The following is a 21438-nucleotide window of genomic DNA, read 5'->3' as shown; positions in this document are numbered from 1 at the left end:
TTACCGCCTTCCTGGCCGATGTGCTCACCGACATTCGTCGCTTACTGCTGTAATTGGTAGCGACGTGCTTTCACAAGCGGCGCCCCTCGGGGCGCCGCTTGTGTTTGCTAAGCCTATATGCCTGCTAAACCTATAGCAGGGCGACCAAAGTGGTAGTTTTGCGTCACCTGACTGTTTTAACTTTAAAAAAATGAAATAAAAGCGGGTCTCTCAGGCTTTTGGGGAGTTGTGTCGCTTGAGAGGCACGGTTATTGTCAGTTAACAGATTTTTCATACTCATTTTTCGAACTCTTTTTTCATACCAAGAACTTCAAGGAGCAGTGCCATGCGTTTAATCCTGTTGGGTGCCCCCGGCGCGGGGAAGGGGACTCAAGCTCAGTTTATTTGTGAGCAATTTAAGATTCCTCAGATTTCCACCGGGGATATGCTGCGCACGGCCATTAAAGATGGCACTGAGCTGGGCTTGAAAGTAAAAGAGATCATGAACAGTGGTGGTCTGGTGTCTGACGACATCATCATTGACTTGGTCAAAGAGCGCATCAGTCAGCCTGACTGCGAAAATGGCTTTCTGTTCGATGGTTTCCCACGCACGATCCCTCAGGCCGACGCCATGAAAGAGGGCGGCGTTAAGCTGGATCACGTGGTGGAAATTGCCGTACCCGATGAAGAGATCGTCAGTCGTTTGGCGGGACGCCGTGTGCATCAGGCATCGGGCCGGGTTTATCACGTTGAGCACAATCCGCCCAAAGAGCCAGGCAAAGATGATGTTACCGGTGAAACGCTTATTCAGCGTGAAGACGACCAAGAGTCCACGGTGCGTAATCGGCTATCCGTTTACCACGATCAAACGGCACCGCTGGTCGATTACTATCAGCAGTGGGCCAAGCAAGACCCTCAGAGCGCGCCCCAGTACCACCGCATTGAAGGCGTCGGCAGCGTGACGGATATCACCCGCCAGGTTAAAGAAGCCCTTAGCTGATAAGAGCCCTCAACTGGTAATAACCCTCAGCCGATTTTACGCCTTTGAAGATGGCCCGCCTAATGCGGGTCATCGTCGTATTAGCGTGACAAAGGTATAATGCCGCAATCTTTCTTTCGAGTGGCCACTTGCTATGCCGTTACATCTGCTTGCCCTGGATGCCTCTTCAAGCGCCTGCTCTGCAGCCTTACTGCGCCAGGGTGATTCGGGCACTGAGTGCCTGGCGCGCTTCGAGATGACGCCGCGTGCCCATACCCGCCGGCTGCTGCCGATGGTGGATGAAGTGCTTGCCGAAGCGCAGGTAACCCCTTCCCAGCTTGATGCCGTAGCGTTTGGACGGGGGCCGGGTTCGTTTACCGGACTGCGTATCGCGGCGGGGGCTGCTCAGGGGTTAGCGTTTGGCTTGGACTGCCCGTTGCTGGGTGTGTCTACTTTGGAGGCGCTGGCCCTTCAGGCCCATCGACGCTATCACCTCCGCCACGTGGTGACTGCCTTAGATGCCCGCATGGGCGAGGTATACGCCGCGACGTGGCACTGTCTTAAAGATACCATCACGCCGATGAGCACCGAGGCCGTGCTGGCCCCTGAAGCACTGCGCCTGCCGGGCGACGAAACCGACTGGGTAGGCGTAGGCAGTGGCTTTACGCTGTGGGAGCGCTTCACTGTCGGTTTGCAGCTCAGCATGCCCCAGCATTTGGATGATTTAGAGCCCCGCGCCGAAGATATGGCGTGGCTAGCGGCGCGTGATTTTGCCGCTGGGTTGGGGCAGGCTGCGCACTTGGTTCAGCCGGTTTACCTGCGCAACGACGTTGCCTGGAAAAAGCCCGCATGAGCTATGTGAAGAGCTGTGTGGAGAGCTCTGTCGAGAGCGACGTTGGGACCGATGTTGAGAGCATCGTTCTGCCTGACGGCCTGCGCTTGGTGCAGGGCGAAGAGGGGTTGGCGCTGGTCGGTGATGAAAAACGCTACGGCAAGCCGCTCAGCGTTGACTTCGTGGCGGGCAAAGCGGCCCATCGACGCCGCTTTGGCGGAGGGCGCGGCCAGCTAGTCGCAAAGGCATGTGGGCTTTCCAAGGGCGTGGCCCCCTGCATCGTTGATGCTACGGCAGGGTTGGGGCGGGATGCGTTTGTGTTGGCTAGCCTAGGCGCCCAGGTATTGTTAATTGAGCGGGTTGCAGCGATTGCGGCGCTGCTGGAGGATGGTCTGAAACGTGCTGTAAGTCATAGCGATACAGCGGATATTGTTGCTCGCATGACACTGCGTCATGGCGATGCGGCTCAATCCCTGGCTGAGCTGGTGGCCAGCGCTCACTTTTCACCGCAGGTAATACACCTGGATCCGATGTTTCCTCATCGTGAGAAATCAGCGTTGGTGAAAAAAGAGATGCGTCTGTTCCGCGAGTTGGCCGGTGATGATAACGATGCCCCTCGATTACTAGAAGCAGCGTTGGATGTGGCCACTCATCGCGTGGTGGTTAAGCGCCCCCGTAAGGCGCCGCCTATTGCGGGCCCAGTGCCGCAACATACCCTTGAGGGTAAAACCAGCCGCTACGATCTGTATGTACATCGCTCATTAGCACGGTAGCTCGTTAGTGTACTTATCAGTGGCTAAGTAAGGAGCATCCATGCAGAACGCGTGGCGAGAAGGTAATCGATTTACGCTGCTGCCGGAGGCCTCGCGCTTTCTGCCCGCTATGTTTGAAGCGGTGCATAACGCGCGGCACTATGTGCTGGTAGAGCTCTACTTGATGGAATCAGGGGAGCTTGCAGATCAAGTAATCGAGGTGTTGACTGATGCAGCGCAGCGCGGTGTTCGCGTCTGTTTACTGCTGGATGGCTATGGCTCGATGGGCCTCTCCGGGAGTGATCGCCAGCGCCTGAAGCAAGGCGATGTTCAGCTGCGCTTTTTTAACCCCATCGGCTTCCACTCTTTAGCGCTGAACCTGAGCCGTGACCATCGCAAAATAATGGTTATTGACGGCGAGCTGGCGTTCACCGGTGGCTTTGGCGCGGTGGATGAGTTTTTGAATGCCTGGTACGAAATTGCCCTGCGTATTGAAGGGCCAGTGGTGGCCGATTGGGAGTTGCTGTTTCGGCGCCTATGGCATTCGCGGCTGACCCGAGTCGAGAAGGGCGAGAGACGCGCGGCGGCTCTCCCAGAGCGTCGTGAGCCTCAGGCGTTTGCCAATGGCATGCCTGGGCGGGCGATGTCGGCGCGTGGCTATCGTTATCAAGCGATTCGCCACTCATTGCATTATCGGGTCAGCCAGGTAAATGAACGACTCTGGTTATGCACACCCTATTTTGTGCCCACCTTTGCCCTGCGTCGGCGCTTGGTTCGGGCGGCTCGCAGAGGGATAGACGTACGCTTATTGCTGCCGGGGGCAAAGCATGACCATCCCAGCGTTCGCTTTGCCGGTCAGCGCTTTTATCACACCATGCTCAAGGCTGGGGTGCGCATTTTTGAGTTTCAGCCGACCTTTATCCACGCCAAGTTTGTGCTCGCCGATGAGTGGGTGAGCATTGGTTCGTGTAACTTTGACCACTGGAATCTGCACTGGAACCTAGAGGCAAACCAGGAAGCAATGGATCCGAAGCTCGCGACGGGCGTACGAGAACTGTTTGAGCGGAACTTTGCCGCCAGCCAGGAGGTAGACGCCGCGGCTTGGGCAGCGCGCCCCTGGAGGCAGCGCGCCCGTGAGTGGGTCTATGGCGTGCTGGATGCCATGGTAACGCGGCTTAAATAATAGTAACGCGATTTAAATAGTGTCGACGCTAAGTATTTAGCCTAAGTGCCTAGCGCTTTTTGCCCTTGGCAGGCGTTTTTTTACGCGGTTTTGGTTTAGGCGTTTCCGGCGGCACGCGGTAGTGCAGGTAAAGATCCAAAACCAGTTCCGGCAACTGCACTACCAGCGACTCCTGGCGTTCTTGATCTTTAGCCAGCTCGGCCAAGTCCGGCTCATCGTCGAACAGTCCGGAGAGCAGCATAAACGGCAGCAGCAGGGCGGCGGCGGTCTCTTCATCGTCCTGGAACCAGGCGCTCTCGTCGCTGAAGGCGCCCTCCATAAAGCCCGCACACCAGTCGCCGATGGGGGTTTCCTCGGCGGGTTCTCCTCCCAGCGTTAGCTCAAACGGCAGTTCTGGTAAGCCGCCTTGCTCGAGTACCGCCACCGCGTTGTCGCGCAACAGTGTGAGCAGAGTAATAATCTCATCACGCTCGGCGTCATCGGTGTAGCGAGGCTCACCCTGAAACAGCTCGGTCAGCCACTGGGTCGGCGGCACTTCGCTGGGTGCCACGGCAAGGGCCACTAAAAAGCCATGGGCGGAAATAAGATCCAGGGCGTCTTCATCCACTTGATCCGAGTCAAGGAAGTCGTCCAATCTATCCAACTGCTCATCCTCGAGCAGTGGCTGCGGTGGCGTGTTCGTTTCAGGCGTATCGCTGCGCTCTGCCATGAGTAAAGCCTCGTTAATGCGAATCGGTAACCATCGGTCAAGTTATCTAAATTACTGTCTACCTATAACGGCTAGTTTATCACTAATGAAGACGTCACCACTGCCTCCTTGGCCTGCGACTGAATTGGCGGCCATGTCGGAAACAGAGTTGCACCGGGCCGTGCAAGTTCGCGTTGAACAGGCGTGGCAGCGTTGCTGTGAAGTGTGCCCAGCGCTGCCAGCCCCAAATGTGTGGTTTAACCTGCGCGGCGCTTCGGCCGGCCAGGCGCACCTTGGTCATGGGGGGCTGCGCTTGAACCCGGTGTTGCTGAGCGAGAACCGTACGGCGTTTTTTGATGAGGTGATTCCTCACGAAATGGCTCACTGGCTGGTGTTTCATTTGGACAATGGTCCGCGTTTAAAACCCCACGGCCGCGAGTGGAAAACGGTTATGCGCGACCTTTTTGGTTTAGTTCCCAGTGTTACCCATCGGTTTGATATTAAGCAGGCGCAGTCCGCACCTTATCGTTACCAATGCGATTGCCGCTTTCACCAATTTACCCCGAGACGTCATGCTTTAGTGGTAAATGGGCGCCATTATCGCTGCCGACACTGCGCTAAGACCTTGGTCTACAGGCCGGAAGTTGTCTCGTGATTTGTTTATAAATGTTTGTTTTTTAACTAAAAAATGATAATACCAATGTCTAAAGGGAAGCCCGCGCGAGGAGGTTTATGCTAGGGGAACATTAATGGCAGTCGATACTCCCAATAATGACCAATAAGCCCATAAATAATCGTATCGACTACAGTTTCTTAGAGAGTGCATTTTCACGGACAGAGGCAATTTTATGAGCGATCAACAGAATGTCTATCCGGTGCGCGAAGATTTCGCCGCCAATGCCTGGGCCGATAAAGCCAAATATGAGGCCATGTATCAGCAGTCGATAGACGACCCGGAGGGCTTCTGGGCTGAGCAAGCCAAACGCCTCGACTGGATTAAAGCACCCAGCAAAATCAAAAATACCTCCTTTGCGCGTGACAATGTCGATATTCGTTGGTTTGAGGATGGTCTGCTTAACGTCAGCGCCAACTGTCTTGACCGCCATCTGGATAAGCGCGGTGATCAGACAGCGATCATTTGGGAAGGCGACAACCCGGATGAGTCCAAACACATTACTTATCGCGAACTCTATGCACGCACGAACCAGCTGGCCAACGCGCTGAAAGAGCTGGGTATCGGTAAAGGCGATACCGTCACGCTGTATATGCCGATGATTCCCGAAGCCGCCATGGCGATGCTTGCCTGTTCGCGCATCGGGGCCATTCACTCGGTTGTCTTTGGTGGCTTCTCGCCGGACGCCGTTGCCCAGCGGGTCATTGGTGCCGACTCCAAACTGGTGATTACTGCCGATGAGTCGGTGCGCGGTGGCAAGCACGTACCGCTGAAAGAGAACGTGGACGCCGCGCTAACCCGTGACGGTACGGGTGTGTGTAAAAACGTCCTGGTGGTGAAGCGCACCGGCGGTGAGATTGAGTGGAAAGAGGGCCGCGATGTCTGGTTTGATGAGCTGGTCGACAAGCAGTCCAGCGAGTGTGAACCGGAAGCCATGGGCGCCGAAGACCCGCTGTTTATTCTCTATACCTCGGGTTCTACCGGTGCGCCTAAAGGCTTGAAGCACACCACCGGCGGCTACCTGACATACGCCGCCATGACCCACCAGTACGTGTTTGACTATCAAGAGGGTGAAATCTACTGGTGCACCGCGGACGTTGGCTGGGTCACCGGGCACAGCTATATCGTTTATGGCCCCTTGGCTAACGGTGCGACTACCCTGATGTTTGAGGGTGTTCCCAGCTATCCCACCCATGGCCGTATGGGGGATATCGTTGATAAGCACAACGTTAATATTCTCTATACTGCGCCCACCGCGGTGCGTGCCCTGATGGCCCATGGCGAAAACGTCATGGACTCCAGCAAGCGCGATAGCCTGCGGCTGTTGGGCTCCGTGGGCGAACCGATTAACCCGGAAGCCTGGGAGTGGTTCTACCGCGTTATCGGCAACGAAAAATGCCCGATTGTGGATACCTGGTGGCAAACCGAAACCGGCGGCATCATGATTGCGCCGCTGCCGGGCGCTACGCCGCTTAAACCTGGCTCTGCGACCGTACCGTTCTTCGGTGTGAAGCCCGCGCTGGTCGATAACGAAGGCAATAAACTGGAAGGCGCCACTGAAGGCAACCTGGTGATCCTTGACGCCTGGCCGGGTCAGGCGCGCTCTATTTGGGGTGACCACGAGCGCTATGTTCAGACTTACTTCTCGACCTACGACGGTATGTACTTCACGGGTGACGGCTGTCGCCGCGATGAGGATGGCTACTACTGGATCACCGGGCGTGTGGATGACGTGCTGAACGTTTCGGGTCACCGCATGGGCACCGCTGAGATTGAGTCCTCTCTGGTAGCGCACAGCGCCGTTGCGGAAGCAGCCGTTGTTGGTTTTCCGCACGATATTAAGGGACAAGGCATCTATATCTATGTCACCCTGAGTGACGGTATCGAGGCGACAGACGAACTCAAAAAAGAGCTGACCCAGTGGGTGCGCAAAGATATTGGCCCGATTGCTTCGCCGGATGTCATCCAGTGGGCGCCAGGTTTGCCGAAAACCCGCTCGGGTAAAATCATGCGCCGCATTTTGCGCAAGATTGCCGCCAATGAGTGTGATGGTTTGGGTGATACCAGTACGCTGGCCGACCCGTCGGTGGTCGATGAGCTGATTGAGCATCGCGCCAACCAATAATGGCGACAACGGTATAGGCTGTTTAGCCTAATAAAGCTTGTTTGCCGACTCAAAGCCGTGCCGACCTGAGTAGGTCGGCACGGTCGTGTTTATAGACACGTGTTTCACTTGTGTGAACGATCTATTATAAATTGTGCATGTGATGCTTGGGCATGATGAAGCCCATGGGGTACCATGCTTCACAACCGTAAGAGCCTAGCGTCGCGGCGGCAGACAACCCCGCTGCTCGAGGAACCGGAGGAATATCCATGGCAGTAGCTCATAAGTTTATCGTCGCTGACGATCACCCGCTGTTTCGTGCAGCGCTGACCCAAGCGTTACGCCAGTTGGCCCCCCAGGCGGAAATTGTCGAAGCGGACACCATGGAAGCCACCACTGACGTGGTGAATCGCCACCCAGATGCCGATTTGATTCTGCTGGATCTGCATATGCCGGGAGCCCATGGCTTCTCTGGTTTGATCCAACTGCGTGGTCAAATGCCTGATATCCCCGTTGCGGTAGTGTCTGGTAGTGATGAACCCTACGTGGTTCGTCGTGCTATTGACTACGGCGCTTCGGGTTTTATCCCTAAATCATCGTCTCTACAACTAATTGCTGAAGCCGTCGGCGAAATTCTGCAGGGCGAGGTGTGGTTACCTGAGGCGTTGGCCAACGTGCTGGAAGAGACCAGCGAAGAGGAGTCGCGTTTTGCCGAGGCGATTGCTTCGCTAACGCCCCAGCAATTCCGCGTCTTGAATATGCTGACCGAAGGCCTGCTGAATAAACAGATCGCTTATGAACTGAGCGTCTCTGAAGCCACGATCAAAGCCCACGTGACCGCGATTCTACGCAAGCTGGGCGTACACTCACGTACCCAGGCGGTTATCGCGGCTCAGAAGCTTGAAGTCGAGCCGCCGAAAGTCGTTTCCTAAGCAAGTAGCAAGCAACGACTGTGTTAACCGCGGCGCGCTTAGCGCGCCGCCCGATTGGCCTGCAGCGTGCGCGTCAGTAGCGCCCGTAGTGCCGCCGGTTTAACGGGCTTCAGCAGCAGTTGATAGCCCGCCCGCTTGATCTCTTCAGCCACCGCTTCGGTACGGTCAGCGGTAATCACAATCCCTGGTACCGCCCCCTTAAAACGTTCGCTGAGTGCTTCCAGCGCCATTAAGCCGGTGACTTCGTTATCCAGGTGGTAGTCCGCCAGAATAGCGTCAGGGTCGCCATCCATATTGCGTAGGATCGATTTGGCCCCGCCGATACTGGTGGCGGTAAACACCTCGCAGCCCCAGCCGCTAAGCATGGCGGTCATGCCTTCCAGAATTAGCGTCTCGTTATCGATGCATACAATCCGCGTACCGCTCAGCTTATGGCTGCCGCGCCGCGCATGCGGCTCAAGCTCGGTGCTGGTTGACTCGTGGGCGGTGACAATCGGTACGCTGACTGAGAAAACCGCGCCTTTGCCTACCGTCGAGCGTACCTTGATAGGATGATCCAGCACCCGGCTCATACGGTCGGCAATGGAGAGCCCTAGCCCCAGCCCTTTCTCGCTCTCTTTGTGGCGGGAGACCTGATCCAATCGGCGGAATTCCTGAAAAATTTCGCTCAATTTAGACTCGGGAATGCCGGGGCCGCTGTCCCACACTTCAATAGAGAGCCAGCCATTTTGGCGACGGCAGCCCAACAGCACGCGCCCCTCTTGAGTGTAGCGAATCGCATTGGATAAGAAGTTTTGTACGATACGGCGCAGCATTTGAGGATCTGAGTCGACCCAAAGCTGGGTAGGCACGACTTCTAAATCTAATCCGCGATCGTCCGCCATCACCTCAAATTCGGCGCGTAACGGGCGGAAGATATCCGCTAGGGCAAAGTGACTGCGGCGGGGCGTTAGGGCGCCTGCGTCCAGCTTGGAGATATCCAGCAGGGTGCTTAGCAGTTCCTCGGCGGCCTGCAGCGAGTTATCGATATGGCCAACGATGCGTTGGGTGTCGGTCGTAGTCACGTTCTGCATCAGCGCGGAGGTAAATAGCCGTGCCGCGTTAAGCGGCTGCAGCAAGTCGTGGCTGGCCGCGGCCAAAAAGCGCGTTTTGGAAGCGTTAGCATCTTCCGCGAGCTGCTTAGCCTGGCGCAGGGCGAGCTCTGCCTCGGCACGTACCCGGTTCTCCTGGCGCAACGCCGCGTTGGCTTCAGAGAGCGCCTGGGTACGCTCACGCACGCGCTCTTCCAGGGTTTCATTGGTCTCTTTAAGGGCAATTTCAGCCTGACGGCGTTCGGTAATATCCTGATAGAGCGCAAAGAAGCCCAGGATCGCCTGGCTGTCACCAAAGTGCGGCGTGTAAGTGACCAGCATATAGCGCATGGCTTCATTCACCTGCAGCGAGACTTCAAAGCTGACCCGTTCGCCATTCAAGGCTCGTGCGACCCATGGCGCGCGCTCCTCCGCCTGCTTAATTGGCAGCACGTCTTCAAAGCGCCGACCAATGACCGCATTGCGGTCAATATTGAACGCTTGCTCGTAGGCGCGGTTGGTAAATAGGTAGCGGCACTCTTTGTCGAAGTAGGCAATCAACGCGGGCACGTTGTCGGTATAGATACGGATATTGTTTTCCGAGCGAATCAGCGCCTCTTCGATGCGCTTTTGCTGGGTAATATCCTGATAGGTATACACAAAGCCGCCGCCAGGCATTGGGTTACCCTGCACTTCCAGCACGCTGCCGTCCTGGCGGTAGCGCACATAGCGGTGGGGCTGGCCTTCGCGAATATTGTCGAGCAGTAGCTGGACATGCTCTTCCGGATCACCCGGGCCATACTCGCCGTTGTGGGCGTTGTAGCGGAAGATACGGTCTATGGGGGCGCCAACACGAATCAGGTGGTCAGGGAAACGGAAGAGCTCAAGATAGCGCTGGTTCCACACCACCAAGCGAAGGTTCTGATCGACCACGCTGATGCCCTGGTTAATGTTTTCAATGGTGGCCTGGAGCAGCGCCCGGTTGAACTCCAGAACTTGGGAGGCTTCATCGACAATCGAAATTACATCCGAGATGCCGATACCGCGCCCCTGAAGCGCCGAGTTGACTACAATGCGTGCCGATGAAGCACCCAGCACGGAAGCCAGAAAGCGTTCGGTGAACTGAATAATATCGATTGAGGCGCGAGTGCCGTCGTCCAGCGGTTTACCCACCCGGCGAGCATAGTCTTCAAAGGCGCGATCGACCTGTCCCGCCCCTAGAAAACGTTCACAAAGAACTTTTAAATCGCCCACGGTGGTCGCCCCGGTCCAGGGGCGGTTGACCGATGTCTGGCGTGTTTCCACGCTATCCACGAACAGCGAGGCCTGAATACGCTCAACCACCCGCTGCGAAGTGACCTGAGAGACAAAAATATAGCAGAACAGGTTGACCCCGAGTGAGAGCATCACGCCGTGAGTAAAACTGTCGCCCAAGTTGAGCCCGAATAGTGCCGTGGGTGATAGCCAGTTAAGCCCCAGCGGACCACCCTCTAGCCATATTGTCGGTAGCACACCAGCATTGATCATGGCGGGCATCAATAGGCTGTATACCCAGATGGTAAAGCCAGCGTTCATGCCGACAATGACCCCGAGGCGATTACCGCGCTTCCAGTAAAGCCCACCAATCACCGCGGGGGCAAACTGTGCGGCGGCGGCAAACGACAGCATGCCGATCGAGGCCAGCGAGGTGAATTCGGCTATCAGTTGGTAGAAACCGTAGGCCATAGCCAGTACGGCGACAATGGTTAAACGCCGCGCACGCAGCACCAAGCGACCATAATCCCGTGCCTTGGTATCAAACCAGCGCAGCCTGAACAGCGCCGGAATAACAATTTCATTGGAGATCATGATCGACACCGCTACCGCAGCGACAATCACCATGCCGGTGGCCGCCGAGAAACCGCCGATAAAGGTGAGTAGCGTCAGCCACTGGTGGCCCGAGGCCATTGATAGCGCCAGCACGTAGGTATCGGGTTCAACGCTGCTTTCGGAAAACAGCAGCAGCCCGGCGGCGGCCAACGGCACCACAAAGAATGCAATTGCCAACAGGTAGAGCGGAAACAGCCAGCGAGCCTTGGTGGCATCATCAGGATGAATGTTCTCCACCACTGCCACATGGAACTGGCGTGGCAGGCACAGTATCGCCAACATGGCGAGCAAGGTTTGCGCCCAGAAGCTCTGACCGAAATCCTGATTGGCCAGCTGGCGCTGGAGTTCAAGCTGGCTTTCGGCGTGGCCCATTAGCTCACCCAGGCCATCAAACATTCCCCAGGTAACAAAGGCACCGAGCACCACAAAGGCCAACAGCTTGACCAGCGATTCAAACGCCACGGCGTGGATTAATCCTTCGTGGTGTTCGGTGGCATCGGTGTGGCGGGTGCCGAATAGAACTGCGAAAATCGCCATCACAATGGCCACATAGAAGGCCGTATCACCAAACAGTGGCGTATGGGTCACATCGGTGGCATCGGTAAGAACGCTAAAAGTAGTGGAAACTGCTTTTAGCTGCAGGGCAATATAGGGCAGGGTGCCGACGAGAGCTACCAGACTGGCAAAGGCGGCCAGCGACTGGGTTTTGCCGTAACGGGAGGCAATAAAATCGGCAATCGAGGTGACGTTTTGATGTTTGGCAACGCGGATCATCTTGGCCAGCACCGGCCAGAAGAGTAAAAACGTTAAAATCGGCCCGACGAAGATGCTTGCAAACGACCATCCCGCGGTGGCTGCTTGGCCAACCGCGCCGTAAAACGTCCACGAGGTACAGTAAATAGCCAGCGCCAAGCTATAGATGATCGGACGCCGACGGGTGGCGCCATGGGTACGTGCGCGGCGGTCACCGTACCATGCGATGCCGAATAGAACGGCAATGTAGAGTAACGAAACCGCTACCAGTAGCCCGCCGTGAAACATGCCTTTCTCCCCGCCAGAGTGTGCGACCCACTAAACGTGCGCTAATAAAAAGGCTTCATTCTAGGCGAAACAGTGGGTCGTGTACGACCGTTTGTACCACGGGCTGTTTATTTGTCTAGGCGCATACGTTGTTGAGTAGCGGTGATGTTTCGCGCAGCGTGCGTATCTCTTCGAGGATAGGGTCGCGGGAGTCTTTATCCAGGGGCACTAGCTCACGGCTCTCGCAGTTGAGTAGATAGGGCTGGGTGATCAAAATATCGGTGTGATGGCGCTCAAACTGATAAAGGATAAATTCCGCTAAACGGGTGTCATTCTGCTCGGTAATACGGATGTTCTCGCTGTCCACCATGCTGAATTTGGTGATCATCGGAATGGCAAAAGTCCATGGGCGCCATACCGCCGTGCTGCTTTCGGTTGAAATGACCGTGGCGGTCTCGGGTAGTTGTGCTTGCTTGTGATCAAACCAGCTGTACTCCACCTGAACTTGATAGCCCAGCATACCCAGCCCGCCACACACCGGCACTATCCACTTGGGCAAACGTTTGCCGCTCAAATTGCGCAGTATCAGGCCAATCCCGGCGGCCGCAAGGCCTGCAAAAACGGCGGCGATCAAATGCCAAATCATAAATTATCCTTTCAAAAAGCCGTCTATAAAAGCTATCTATAAAAGCCATCGGGCCTCCCTAAGGAAGCCCGATGATGAGGTCGATTCCAAAGCGTTATCGCCGTATGGCGATAACGCATCAGGAAGGAGTATGACTTAGTGATCTATCGCCATGCCAGCACCTTTCGGATAGCGAACGCTTTCCACCAGATCCTGAATTTCCTGCGGCGGTGCAGCTGTCACTCTGGAGACCGCAAAGGCAACGGCGAAGTTGATCATCGCGCCTACGGCACCGAAGGAGAGCGGCGAGATGCCCAAGATCCAGTTATCCGGCGTGTTTGCCAGCATATTGGTGCCTGGTACGAAGAACCAGCCCAGGTAGGTAAAGATGTAAAGCAGGGTGCAAATCAAGCCCGCCAGCATGCCGGCAATCGCCCCTGAGTTGTTCATCCGCTTGGAGAAGATACCCATCATCAGCGCGGGGAACAGTGATGCACCGGCGATACCAAAGGCCAACGCCACCGTTTGTGCTGCAAACCCCGGCGGATTAAGCCCCAGGTAGGTGGCCAACAGAATGGCACCACCCATGGAGATTCGCGCCGCCAACATCTCGCCTTTCTCGGTGATCTTGGGATTGATCATGGTTTTGATCAAGTCGTGACTGATCGCCGACGAGATCGCCAGCAGCAAGCCTGCAGCTGTCGAGAGTGCTGCGGCGATACCACCCGCTGCAATCAAACCAATAACCCAGCCGGGAAGATTGGCAATTTCCGGGTTGGCGAGTACCAGTATGTCATTATTAACGGTTAGCTCGTTGCCCTCCCAGCCCCGATCAGAGTAGTCGGCAGCATCATTATACATTTGGATACGGCCGTCATTGTTGAGATCGTTGAAGGTGATGAGGCCTGTTTCTTCCCATGTGCGAACCCAATCAGGGCGTTCTTCGTACAGAATCGGGTTTTGCGCAGCCTCTTCGTAGTTTTCAACCTGCCCCGCCATCTCTGGGTATACGGTAGTCGCCAGATTCAGACGTGCCATTGAACCGACCGCAGGAGCAGTAAGGTAAAGCAGAGCAATGAACACCAGAGCCCAACCAGCAGACCAGCGAGCATCGGCTACTTTCGGGACGGTAAAGAAGCGAATGATAACGTGGGGTAGACCGGCAGTACCTACCATCAGCGACAGGGTAAACAGCACCATGTTGAGTTTGTTGTCCACATCGGCTGTGTAGTCGCGGAAGCCAAGTGCGCTAACCACGTCATCCAATTTAGCCAGCAGCGGAATGCCGGATTCAGTATGCGTGCTGAACATACCGAACATCGGAATCGGGTTGCCGGTTAGTTGGAAGGCAATAAACACCGCAGGAATGGTGTAAGCGATGATTAGCACGATGTACTGAGCTACCTGGGTATAGGTAATGCCTTTCATACCACCAAATACGGCGTAGAGGAAAACGATCAGCGCGGCTAACCAGATACCCCAGGTGTTACTGACTTCAAGGAAGCGCGAGAACGCTACGCCCGCACCGGTCATTTGACCGATAACGTAGGTGACCGACGCTACAATCAAGCAGACGATAGCCACTAAGCGAGCGGTGTTGCTGTAGAAGCGGTCGCCGATAAAGTCAGGCACGGTGAACTTACCAAACTTACGCAGGTAAGGGGCTAACAGCATCGCGAGGATAACGTAGCCACCGGTCCAGCCCATCAGGAACGTAGAGTTGGCGTAGCCGCCTGAGGCCAGCAGACCCGCCATGGAAATGAACGATGCAGCTGACATCCAGTCCGCTGCGGTGGCCATGCCGTTGGTGATCGGGTGAACCCCGCCCCCCGCGACATAGAAGTCTTTCGTTGAGCCGGCGCGCGCCCAAATCGCAATGCCTATATACAAGGCAAAGGAGGCGCCGACGAACAGTAAGTTAATTGCAAACTGGCTCATACCGGCTTACTCCCCAAGGCCAAATTTTTGATCGAGCTTGTTCATCTTCCAGGCGTAGAAGAAAATCAGCACGATAAACGTTAGGATTGAGCCCTGTTGTGCAAACCAGAAGCCAAGATCAGTACCACCAACCGGAATACCGGCGAGCAGCGGGCGAAAGAGGATAGCGCATCCGTAAGAAACAAATGCCCAAACAGCCAGGCACCCGAAAATTAAGCGGACGTTTGCTTTCCAGTATTCAGCAGCATTGGTTTTGTCATCTGCCATTGTGTTGCTCTCCACTTGTGATTTTTAAGGTTGGGAAAGTTCACGAGGAATAGCGTGTGACCCATCAGGGCAATCGCACGTCTAAAGCCACCCTATCGATAGGAGTGGTGAGTCAGCTTCTATTAGCACGTCACCTTATTATTCGATATGAAATGTCGAGTTAGTTAGTGACGTGCGATTACCCTGCATGACTCATTGTTAATACTGGGCAATAAACGTCAAAAAATAAATCCCAGACTTTGGTATCAATAAACGGCGAAGCGGCTTTTTGTAAAAGGCATGTTGTTGAAAATGCGAGTTTTTAGAAGCGGTTTAAGCGAATTTTGTAGGCGTTTGCAGAGCTATAGGACGATAGTCTAGTGAGCAAATAAAAGCAGTTGTTGGCTACTTTAAATACATGTCCTGGATTTTACTGGAAGCATGGTTAGTAAGTATCAATACTTTGGTCGCGTATCAAAAGTCGCTTCGACTTTAGCGTGATAGCTAAAGGTATAATAAGGTTCTACTTGCTACTTGGGAAGTGAATCCTTTATACCCGTACATCCACCTTCATATAATAATTGATAACTTCTTTTGAAGCATTGTAGTGGGTCAGTTCATGTGGATCAGTATCGAGTCACGATGTTTATTTATTTTTTCTTATGTCTGTTAGCTCGCGTTAAGACATAACCCGGTTAGTCGCAGCCCCGTTTAATGAGGTCACACCTATGGTCGATGTGGATTTATCCCAACTGCCGTTTACGCTCCTTGACGAAGAGGGGCGTGACCACATTCGTCGTGGCATTGATCTGGCCTATTTTGATCGTGACGAAATCATTTTAGAGACTGGCCAAGCAGGTGAGTTTGTTTATCTGATCCATAAAGGCGAAGTGGCGGAAATCGACCCGACATTGCCCTCATCTACCGCGCGTATTGGCCACTACACGGCAGGGGATTTGTTTGGCGCGATCAGTATTCTCAACGGTAAAAGCCGCTACCGCTTTAAGGCTGAGCAGGAGTGCCTGTGCTACCTAATGCCTAAAGCACTGTTTCAGCAGCTGTGTCGCCACTATCCCGATTTTAGCAATTTTTTTCGCCAATCGCTGACCCATAAGGCGCGCCTGCTGACCGAAAAACGTGCCCAAGGCGGCGTCACCATGGCGGGCTTTATGTTGGCCAAGGTGAGCGAGTGCATGCGTGCACCGCTGCTGATGGCAGCGACGACCGATATCGCTAGCGCTGTAAAACAGCTCAACGAAAGTCACGCCGACAGCCTACTGGTGTCGACCCAAGACGACACCCTCGGCATGGTGACCAAAACCGATCTGCTCAACGCCTTAGTGCTAAAGGGCAGCGCGGTAACGGCATCGGTGGATGAGATCGCCCACTTTAACTTGGTGACCGTCGCACCGGAGCAGTACTTATTTGAAGTATTGGTGCTGATGACCCGCCATAAAGTGGCGCGGGTAGTAGTGATGGAGAAAAACGTCTTGAAAGGCGTTGTAGAGCTCACCGACGTGCTTAGCTACTTCTCAAGCCGTAGCTACGTGGTGAGCCTGCAGGTCGAGCAGGCGACCAACTTAGAGGCGCTTACGGCTGCCAGTCAGCGTACCCCGGAGCTGGTCAAAGCGCTGATGGCCCAGGGCGTTAAGCTACGCTTTGCGATGGATCTGCTTGCGGCACTAAACGGCCGTATTATTAGCAAGGCCTGGGATTTCACTGTCGATAAGCGCTATCACGAGCAGAGCTGCATGATGGTGATGGGCAGCGAAGGGCGTGGTGAACAGATTCTAAAAACGGATCAGGATAACGGCTTGATTCTTGCCGATGAAACCCAGTGGCCTGACCTTGCCAGCCATATGCAAGCGCTCACCGATACCCTGGTTCAGCTTGGTTATCCGCCGTGCCCCGGCAACATTATGGTGTCTAACCACGAGTGGGTGGCCACAGTATCCCAATGGAAAGGCAATATTGCCAAGTGGGCCAGGGAGCGTGATGGCGATAGCCTGATGAAGCTGGCCATTATGCTCGATGCTCATGGCGTGGCGGGCAACCCGAGCTTACTTGAGAGCGTCCGCGATGAGCTGTTTGAACGCTGCTCGGGCGATGAGCTGCTGCTCTCCTATTTTGCTCGCACGGCGCTGCGTTTCTCGACGCCACTGACGCTATTTGGTTCGCTGAAAAAGCCTCAGCACGGTATCGATATTAAGAAAGGCGGTATTTTCCCTATCGTTCACGGCGTGCGCACCATGGCGCTTGAGCGGCGCATCAAAGCCACCTCGACGTTTGATCGCTTGGATGCCCTGGCTGCTGACGGGCGGTTGGATCGCCGTTTTGCCGATGACCTGGGCGAAGCGTTGGCGCTCTTTTCTGAGCTGCGCCTTAAACAGCAGCTAAGTACGCTGGAAACCTCTGCAGATGCGAAAGAAACTAACGCCCAAAGCAGCAGCCGTGCTAACCGTGTCGTGGTGCAGAACCTCTCTTCCCTGGAGCGCGATCTACTGCGCGAAGCGATGCATATTGTCAAAGACTTTAAGCAGCGGCTTTCCCATCGTTACCATTTGGAGTATTCGTGAGCGGAATGCGGCTGTTAGATCGACATGTGACGCTATTTAGCGGCTCGCTGCGCACCTTGTTAAGGCGTGAAAGCGACCGGCGTCGCTGTGCAGACTCCCCCTATGCCTGGCTGTTTCAGCCCTATATGGGCGAAGAGCTGGTGGCGCTCGCCTGCACCTCAACGCCCTCGCAATCATCGCCTGTGATCAGCGTGGCGGCAGTGGTGCTGAGCCATCAGCAGGTGCATACCAGCCGCGCTTTTGTGATCACCCTTGGCAGCGCGAAGCAGCCCGAGAGCGCAACGCTGCGCCGTCATCACTTGCTGTGCGAGGCGGGGGAGATACTGCCACCCAATAGTGATAACTTGAGCGCGCTAGTAGAATTTATCGGCAATCGCCCCATCGTTGGCTGGCAGCTAGAGCAGAGCATTGGAGCATTGAATGCACTGCTCAGTAAGCGGCTGAATTTTGCTCTGCCCAACGCCCAGGTCGATGTGGCAAAACTGCATCAGCGCCAACTGCGCCGTTTGCACCCGGAGGTCGAAGCGCCCAGCAGCTTCGACCAGGCGTTGGCATGCTGGCAAGTACCCGTCACGGGCATGCAGAGTGTGCTTGGAGAGGCCACCGCCAGCGCACTGCTGTATATGCGCCTGCAGCGTATTATGGCGCAGGCTGCTTAGGGAGCAGCGACGAGTAGTTGGGTCAAGGCGAAGAGTGTTGTTAGAATAGTGCCCAATTATTTCTTTGTAGCGCCTCTTCTCTTCACCATACCCTCGGCAGTGCTTATACCATGCAATCTCTTGATCACTTTGATCCTGCTCACCTTGATACGGTTGGAGCCACCCCAGCTGACGCTGAGCACGACCAGCCTGAGCTGGCTGATGCGAAGCAGAAGCGTGAATTTAACAAGCTGCAAAAGCGTCTGCGCCGAGAAGTGGGCAATGCGATCATTGATTACCAAATGATCAATGAAGGCGATCGCGTAATGGTCTGCCTCTCTGGTGGAAAGGACAGCTACACGATGCTGGAGATTTTGCGCAATTTACAGCGCAATGCGCCGGTTAATTTTTCGCTGGTAGCGGTCAATCTGGATCAAAAACAGCCGGGTTTTCCTGAGCACGTATTGCCCGCGTATCTGGATAAGCAGGGCGTGGAGTACCACATTGTCGAGCGCGATACTTACTCGGTGGTAAAAGAGAAAACCCCAGAAGGTAAAACCACCTGTGCGCTTTGTTCACGGCTGCGCCGCGGCTCGTTGTATGGCTTTGCCGAAGAGATTGGCGCCAATAAGATAGCCCTGGGTCATCACCGGGAAGATATTCTCGAAACGCTGTTTCTCAATATGTTTTTTGGCGGCAACCTGAAGGCAATGCCGCCAAAGCTGCTATCCGATGATGGGAAGAATATCGTTATTCGGCCGTTGGCCTACTGCAAAGAGGCAGATATCGCCGAGTTTTCGCGGCTGATGGCGTTTCCGATTATTCCCTGCAACCTTTGCGGTTCACAGCCTAATATGCAGCGCCAGGTGGTTAAAGAGATGCTTGCCGAGTGGGACAAAAAGTTTCCGGGTCGACTGGAGAGCATGTTCAAAGCCGTCACCAACATTGCTCCTTCCCAGTTGGCAGACCGCAGTCTGTTCGATTTTGAAGGTCTTGAGGCCAAGCAAGCAGAGCTACTAGCGGGGCGCATCCAAGCCTTTAACGTCAGCTAAGCGTTTGCTCTTCCTCTTCGGCGAGGGTAATCAAGCGCGGCATATCGAGAATGTTGACCTCTCGCCCTGAGACAGCCACCACGCTCTGCTGCTGGAAGCGGCTCAGTATGCGGCTGACCGTTTCCACCGCTAAGCCCAGGTAGTTGCCGATATCAGCCCTGGGCATTGAGAGGCGAAAGCTGTAAGGCGAGTAGCCCCGGCGACGAAAACGATCCGAAAGAGTAATCAAAAAGCTCGCCAGCCGCTGATCAGCGGTTTTACGCGAAAGTAGCCGCATCATGCGCCGGTCATCGCGTAACTCTTTGCTCATGCTGCGATAAAGCTGACCACGCAATTCGGGCAGCTCCTCCGAGAGTAAGTCCAGGCGGTCAAAAGGAATCTCGCAAACGGTCGTCGTTTCCAACGCGATCACGCTACCGGGGTAATGCTCTTCGTCAATGCCATCCAATCCCACCAATTCGCTGGGCAGGTAGAAATTGGTCAGCTGCTCGCTGCCGTTACCTTCGGCGGTGATCTGTTTCAAACTGCCCGAACGGACTGCGTAAACGCTTGTAAAGGTGTCGCCCTGACGAAACAGCGGCTCGCCTTTTTTGAGTGGCGCACGGCGACGAATAATGGCGTCGAACTGCCTTATATCATCCAGCTCAAGGGCAAGCGGCAAGCACAGAGAACTCAAACTGCAGGTTTGGCAGCGAGCTTCGTGGAGTAGCGAGCGACGACGGCTTATGGGTTCCAACATGCGGTGCTCCTTGAGTGGTTCACGCTTATCAATTATAAAGCCTTATTTATTGTAATAGCTTTAGCATGCCTGCCAATAGCCAATAGCCAATAGGTGATTAAACAATCTTTGAATAGTGCTGGCCCGTTTGCTGTTGCAGGTGGGCGTCAAACGCCATCGCTATATGGCGAATCAGCAGCCGCCCCATCGGCGTGGCGTTAAGCTGATCCCCGCTGCGCGCCAGCAGGCCATCCTGCTCGGCGCTCTGCAGGCGCTCAAGCGCTGACGCAAAGTAGCGGGGGGCATCAATGTTCCAGCGTTGGCTAACAGCGGTCAGGTCAATGCTCATATCGCACATCAACCGCTCAATCACATCCCTGCGGATCAGGTCGTCATCACTTAAGCGCATGCCACGCACGGTGGCAATCTGCCCTTGATCCAGCGCCGCTTCGTAGCCGGCCAGATCGCAATGATTCTGTGCATAGACGTCATCAATACGGGAAATCGCCGATACGCCAAGCCCGATTAAGTCACACTGAGCATGGCTGGAATAGCCCTGGAAGTTGCGCTGCAGCGAGCCTTCGCGCTGAGCAATAGCCAGGCTATCGTCAGGACGGGCAAAGTGATCCATGCCAATATGCACATAGCCAGCGGCGGTGAGCATCTCAATGGTGGTGCGCAGAATCGCCAGCTTCTCTTCGCCACCCGGCAAGTCATCGACATTAATGCGCCGCTGCGGGGCAAAACGCTCGGGCATATGCGCGTAATTAAACACAGAAAGGCGCGCCGGGTTGAGCTCGATCACTTGGCGTAGGGTGTCGGCAAAGCTCTTTGCAGTCTGAAATGGCAAACCATAAATTAGATCGAGATTGAGCGAGCGAAAGCCCAGGCGATGCGCCTCCTCCATCAGCGTCTCGGTGAGTACCCGAGGCTGAATGCGGTTAATCGCTTTCTGCACCAGCGGGCTCAAATCCTGCACCCCCAAACTAATGCGATTAAAGCCGAGCGACTGCAGGTGGCGCAGAGTAAACACATCCGCTTCGCGAGGATCTATTTCAATTGCGTAATCGCGATCAGCAGACGATGAAAGGCCAAAACGTGCATCCAGCCGGTCAATCAGGTCGCCCATCTGGTTCAAACTGAGAAATGTTGGCGTGCCACCGCCCCAATGCAACTGCTCCACCGGTCGTGACGTATCCAAGTGGCGTGCGGTCAGCACCATTTCACGGTCAAGCCGGGCTATATAGGGCTCGGCAAGGGCAGTGTTTTTGGTAGCGATTTTATTACACGCGCAGTAGAAGCAGATTTTGCGGCAGAAGGGCACATGAACGTACAGCGAGAGCGGTCGCTTTCTGGCATTGCTACGCTCCAGTGCCTGGGTTAGGTCGCTAGGGGTAAATTGATCGTGGAACGATAGCGCCGTTGGGTAGGAGGTGTAGCGTGGGCCGCTGGTGTCGTAGCGACGCAGTAACGCTTCATCCCACACCGGCTGCATAGGGGCTGCGGCAGCAGCGGGTGCAAGAGGCAAGGCAGCAGGGGCATGAACGGGCATGAAGGGGCGCTC

General features: G+C 55.1%; 17 protein-coding genes. 10 read left to right on the top strand and 7 right to left on the bottom strand.

Going from position 1 to position 21438, the window contains the following annotated elements:
* The first annotated feature begins 325 nt into the window (after positions 1-325).
* From adk to HZU72_RS21115, 4 genes are all read left to right on the top strand, one after another.
* Entirely contained in the window at positions 326-979 is a 654-nt protein-coding gene (gene adk / locus HZU72_RS21130) for an adenylate kinase (RefSeq protein WP_009287421.1), read from the top strand.
* Between the two features lie 133 nt (positions 980-1112).
* Complete coding sequence (gene tsaB, locus HZU72_RS21125; protein WP_180095650.1) at positions 1113-1811, top strand: tRNA (adenosine(37)-N6)-threonylcarbamoyltransferase complex dimerization subunit type 1 TsaB; 699 nt, start codon at positions 1113-1115, stop codon at positions 1809-1811.
* The gene (locus tag HZU72_RS21120) at positions 1808-2563 is read left to right on the top strand and encodes a class I SAM-dependent methyltransferase (RefSeq protein ID WP_180095648.1); all 756 of its coding nucleotides are present in this window, start codon (positions 1808-1810) and stop codon (positions 2561-2563) included. Before tsaB ends, HZU72_RS21120 begins: the two co-directional genes overlap by 4 nt.
* Positions 2564-2603: 40 nt before the next feature.
* Entirely contained in the window at positions 2604-3725 is a 1122-nt protein-coding gene (locus tag HZU72_RS21115; protein ID WP_180095646.1) for a phospholipase D-like domain-containing protein, read from the top strand.
* Between the two features lie 49 nt (positions 3726-3774).
* Here HZU72_RS21115 and HZU72_RS21110 read toward each other — a convergent pair whose 3' ends face one another.
* The gene (locus HZU72_RS21110; RefSeq protein WP_180095644.1) at positions 3775-4434 is read right to left on the bottom strand and encodes a YecA/YgfB family protein; all 660 of its coding nucleotides are present in this window, start codon (positions 4432-4434) and stop codon (positions 3775-3777) included.
* Positions 4435-4519: 85 nt separating this feature from the next.
* On the opposite strand from HZU72_RS21110, the gene HZU72_RS21105 reads away from it, so the two are divergent.
* The 3 genes from HZU72_RS21105 (at position 4520) to HZU72_RS21095 (ending at position 8122) form a co-directional block, all read left to right on the top strand.
* Complete coding sequence (locus HZU72_RS21105; protein ID WP_180095642.1) at positions 4520-5068, top strand: SprT family zinc-dependent metalloprotease; 549 nt, start codon at positions 4520-4522, stop codon at positions 5066-5068.
* 193 nt (positions 5069-5261) lie between these two features.
* Positions 5262-7211, top strand: a complete 1950-nt coding sequence (acs, locus tag HZU72_RS21100) for an acetate--CoA ligase (protein ID WP_180095640.1) — start codon at positions 5262-5264, stop codon at positions 7209-7211.
* Between the two features lie 248 nt (positions 7212-7459).
* A complete protein-coding gene (locus tag HZU72_RS21095) occupies positions 7460-8122 on the top strand; it encodes a response regulator (RefSeq protein WP_007113812.1) in 663 nt (220 codons plus the stop codon).
* 38 nt (positions 8123-8160) lie between these two features.
* Here the strand turns inward: HZU72_RS21095 and HZU72_RS21090 are convergent, their stop codons facing one another.
* The 4 genes from HZU72_RS21090 to HZU72_RS21075 all read right to left on the bottom strand — a co-directional run bounded on the left by HZU72_RS21090 (position 8161) and on the right by HZU72_RS21075 (position 14911).
* Positions 8161-12102 carry a hybrid sensor histidine kinase/response regulator gene (locus HZU72_RS21090; protein WP_180095638.1) on the bottom strand — a complete coding sequence of 1314 codons (3942 nt, stop codon included), beginning with the start codon at positions 12100-12102 and terminating at the stop codon, positions 8161-8163.
* 115 nt (positions 12103-12217) lie between these two features.
* A complete protein-coding gene (locus HZU72_RS21085) occupies positions 12218-12727 on the bottom strand; it encodes a hypothetical protein (RefSeq protein WP_180095636.1) in 510 nt (169 codons plus the stop codon).
* Between the two features lie 135 nt (positions 12728-12862).
* On the bottom strand, positions 12863-14644 hold the full coding sequence (locus HZU72_RS21080; RefSeq protein ID WP_180095634.1) for a sodium:solute symporter family protein: 1782 nt from the start codon (positions 14642-14644) through the stop codon (positions 12863-12865).
* 6 nt (positions 14645-14650) lie between these two features.
* Complete coding sequence (locus HZU72_RS21075; RefSeq protein WP_007113808.1) at positions 14651-14911, bottom strand: DUF4212 domain-containing protein; 261 nt, start codon at positions 14909-14911, stop codon at positions 14651-14653.
* 707 nt (positions 14912-15618) lie between these two features.
* Between HZU72_RS21075 and HZU72_RS21070 the strand changes: the two genes are divergently transcribed.
* From HZU72_RS21070 to ttcA, 3 genes are all read left to right on the top strand, one after another.
* Positions 15619-17466, top strand: a complete 1848-nt coding sequence (locus tag HZU72_RS21070; RefSeq protein WP_180095632.1) for a DUF294 nucleotidyltransferase-like domain-containing protein — start codon at positions 15619-15621, stop codon at positions 17464-17466.
* Between the two features lie 5 nt (positions 17467-17471).
* Positions 17472-18125: a 3'-5' exonuclease family protein gene (locus tag HZU72_RS21065; protein ID WP_180095656.1), complete on the top strand. Its 654-nt coding sequence runs from the start codon at positions 17472-17474 to the stop codon at positions 18123-18125.
* 110 nt (positions 18126-18235) lie between these two features.
* On the top strand, positions 18236-19156 hold the full coding sequence (ttcA, locus tag HZU72_RS21060; protein WP_180095630.1) for a tRNA 2-thiocytidine(32) synthetase TtcA: 921 nt from the start codon (positions 18236-18238) through the stop codon (positions 19154-19156).
* On the opposite strand, the gene fnr is transcribed toward ttcA, so the two are convergent.
* Positions 19149-19895, bottom strand: coding sequence for a fumarate/nitrate reduction transcriptional regulator Fnr (gene fnr / locus HZU72_RS21055; RefSeq protein WP_180095628.1), 747 nt, complete (start codon positions 19893-19895; stop codon positions 19149-19151). The genes ttcA and fnr overlap by 8 nt on opposite strands.
* Positions 19896-19992: 97 nt before the next feature.
* The gene (gene hemN / locus HZU72_RS21050; protein WP_180095626.1) at positions 19993-21426 is read right to left on the bottom strand and encodes an oxygen-independent coproporphyrinogen III oxidase; all 1434 of its coding nucleotides are present in this window, start codon (positions 21424-21426) and stop codon (positions 19993-19995) included.
* Between the last annotated feature and the right edge of the window lie 12 nt (positions 21427-21438).

The organism is Vreelandella sedimenti (assembly GCF_013416325.1).
Taxonomy (GTDB): Bacteria; Pseudomonadota; Gammaproteobacteria; order Pseudomonadales; family Halomonadaceae; genus Vreelandella; species Vreelandella sedimenti.
The sequence above is the reverse complement of the archived record's forward strand: the minus strand, read 5'-3'. Positions and strand labels throughout refer to the sequence as shown.

What these genes read in the sequence shown, in the direction of transcription:
- adk (WP_009287421.1), top strand. Translation starts at nt 326, where the DNA reads ATGCGTTTAATCCTGTTGGGTGCCCCCGGCGCGGGGAAGGGGACTCAA.
- tsaB (WP_180095650.1), top strand. Translation starts at nt 1,113, where the DNA reads ATGCCGTTACATCTGCTTGCCCTGGATGCCTCTTCAAGCGCCTGCTCT.
- HZU72_RS21120 (WP_180095648.1), top strand. Translation starts at nt 1,808, where the DNA reads ATGAGCTATGTGAAGAGCTGTGTGGAGAGCTCTGTCGAGAGCGACGTT.
- HZU72_RS21115 (WP_180095646.1), top strand. Translation starts at nt 2,604, where the DNA reads ATGCAGAACGCGTGGCGAGAAGGTAATCGATTTACGCTGCTGCCGGAG.
- HZU72_RS21110 (WP_180095644.1), bottom strand. Translation starts at nt 4,434, where the DNA reads ATGGCAGAGCGCAGCGATACGCCTGAAACGAACACGCCACCGCAGCCA.
- HZU72_RS21105 (WP_180095642.1), top strand. Translation starts at nt 4,520, where the DNA reads ATGAAGACGTCACCACTGCCTCCTTGGCCTGCGACTGAATTGGCGGCC.
- acs (WP_180095640.1), top strand. Translation starts at nt 5,262, where the DNA reads ATGAGCGATCAACAGAATGTCTATCCGGTGCGCGAAGATTTCGCCGCC.
- HZU72_RS21095 (WP_007113812.1), top strand. Translation starts at nt 7,460, where the DNA reads ATGGCAGTAGCTCATAAGTTTATCGTCGCTGACGATCACCCGCTGTTT.
- HZU72_RS21090 (WP_180095638.1), bottom strand. Translation starts at nt 12,102, where the DNA reads ATGTTTCACGGCGGGCTACTGGTAGCGGTTTCGTTACTCTACATTGCC.
- HZU72_RS21085 (WP_180095636.1), bottom strand. Translation starts at nt 12,727, where the DNA reads ATGATTTGGCATTTGATCGCCGCCGTTTTTGCAGGCCTTGCGGCCGCC.
- HZU72_RS21080 (WP_180095634.1), bottom strand. Translation starts at nt 14,644, where the DNA reads ATGAGCCAGTTTGCAATTAACTTACTGTTCGTCGGCGCCTCCTTTGCC.
- HZU72_RS21075 (WP_007113808.1), bottom strand. Translation starts at nt 14,911, where the DNA reads ATGGCAGATGACAAAACCAATGCTGCTGAATACTGGAAAGCAAACGTC.
- HZU72_RS21070 (WP_180095632.1), top strand. Translation starts at nt 15,619, where the DNA reads ATGGTCGATGTGGATTTATCCCAACTGCCGTTTACGCTCCTTGACGAA.
- HZU72_RS21065 (WP_180095656.1), top strand. Translation starts at nt 17,472, where the DNA reads ATGCGGCTGTTAGATCGACATGTGACGCTATTTAGCGGCTCGCTGCGC.
- ttcA (WP_180095630.1), top strand. Translation starts at nt 18,236, where the DNA reads ATGCAATCTCTTGATCACTTTGATCCTGCTCACCTTGATACGGTTGGA.
- fnr (WP_180095628.1), bottom strand. Translation starts at nt 19,895, where the DNA reads ATGTTGGAACCCATAAGCCGTCGTCGCTCGCTACTCCACGAAGCTCGC.
- hemN (WP_180095626.1), bottom strand. Translation starts at nt 21,426, where the DNA reads ATGCCCGTTCATGCCCCTGCTGCCTTGCCTCTTGCACCCGCTGCTGCC.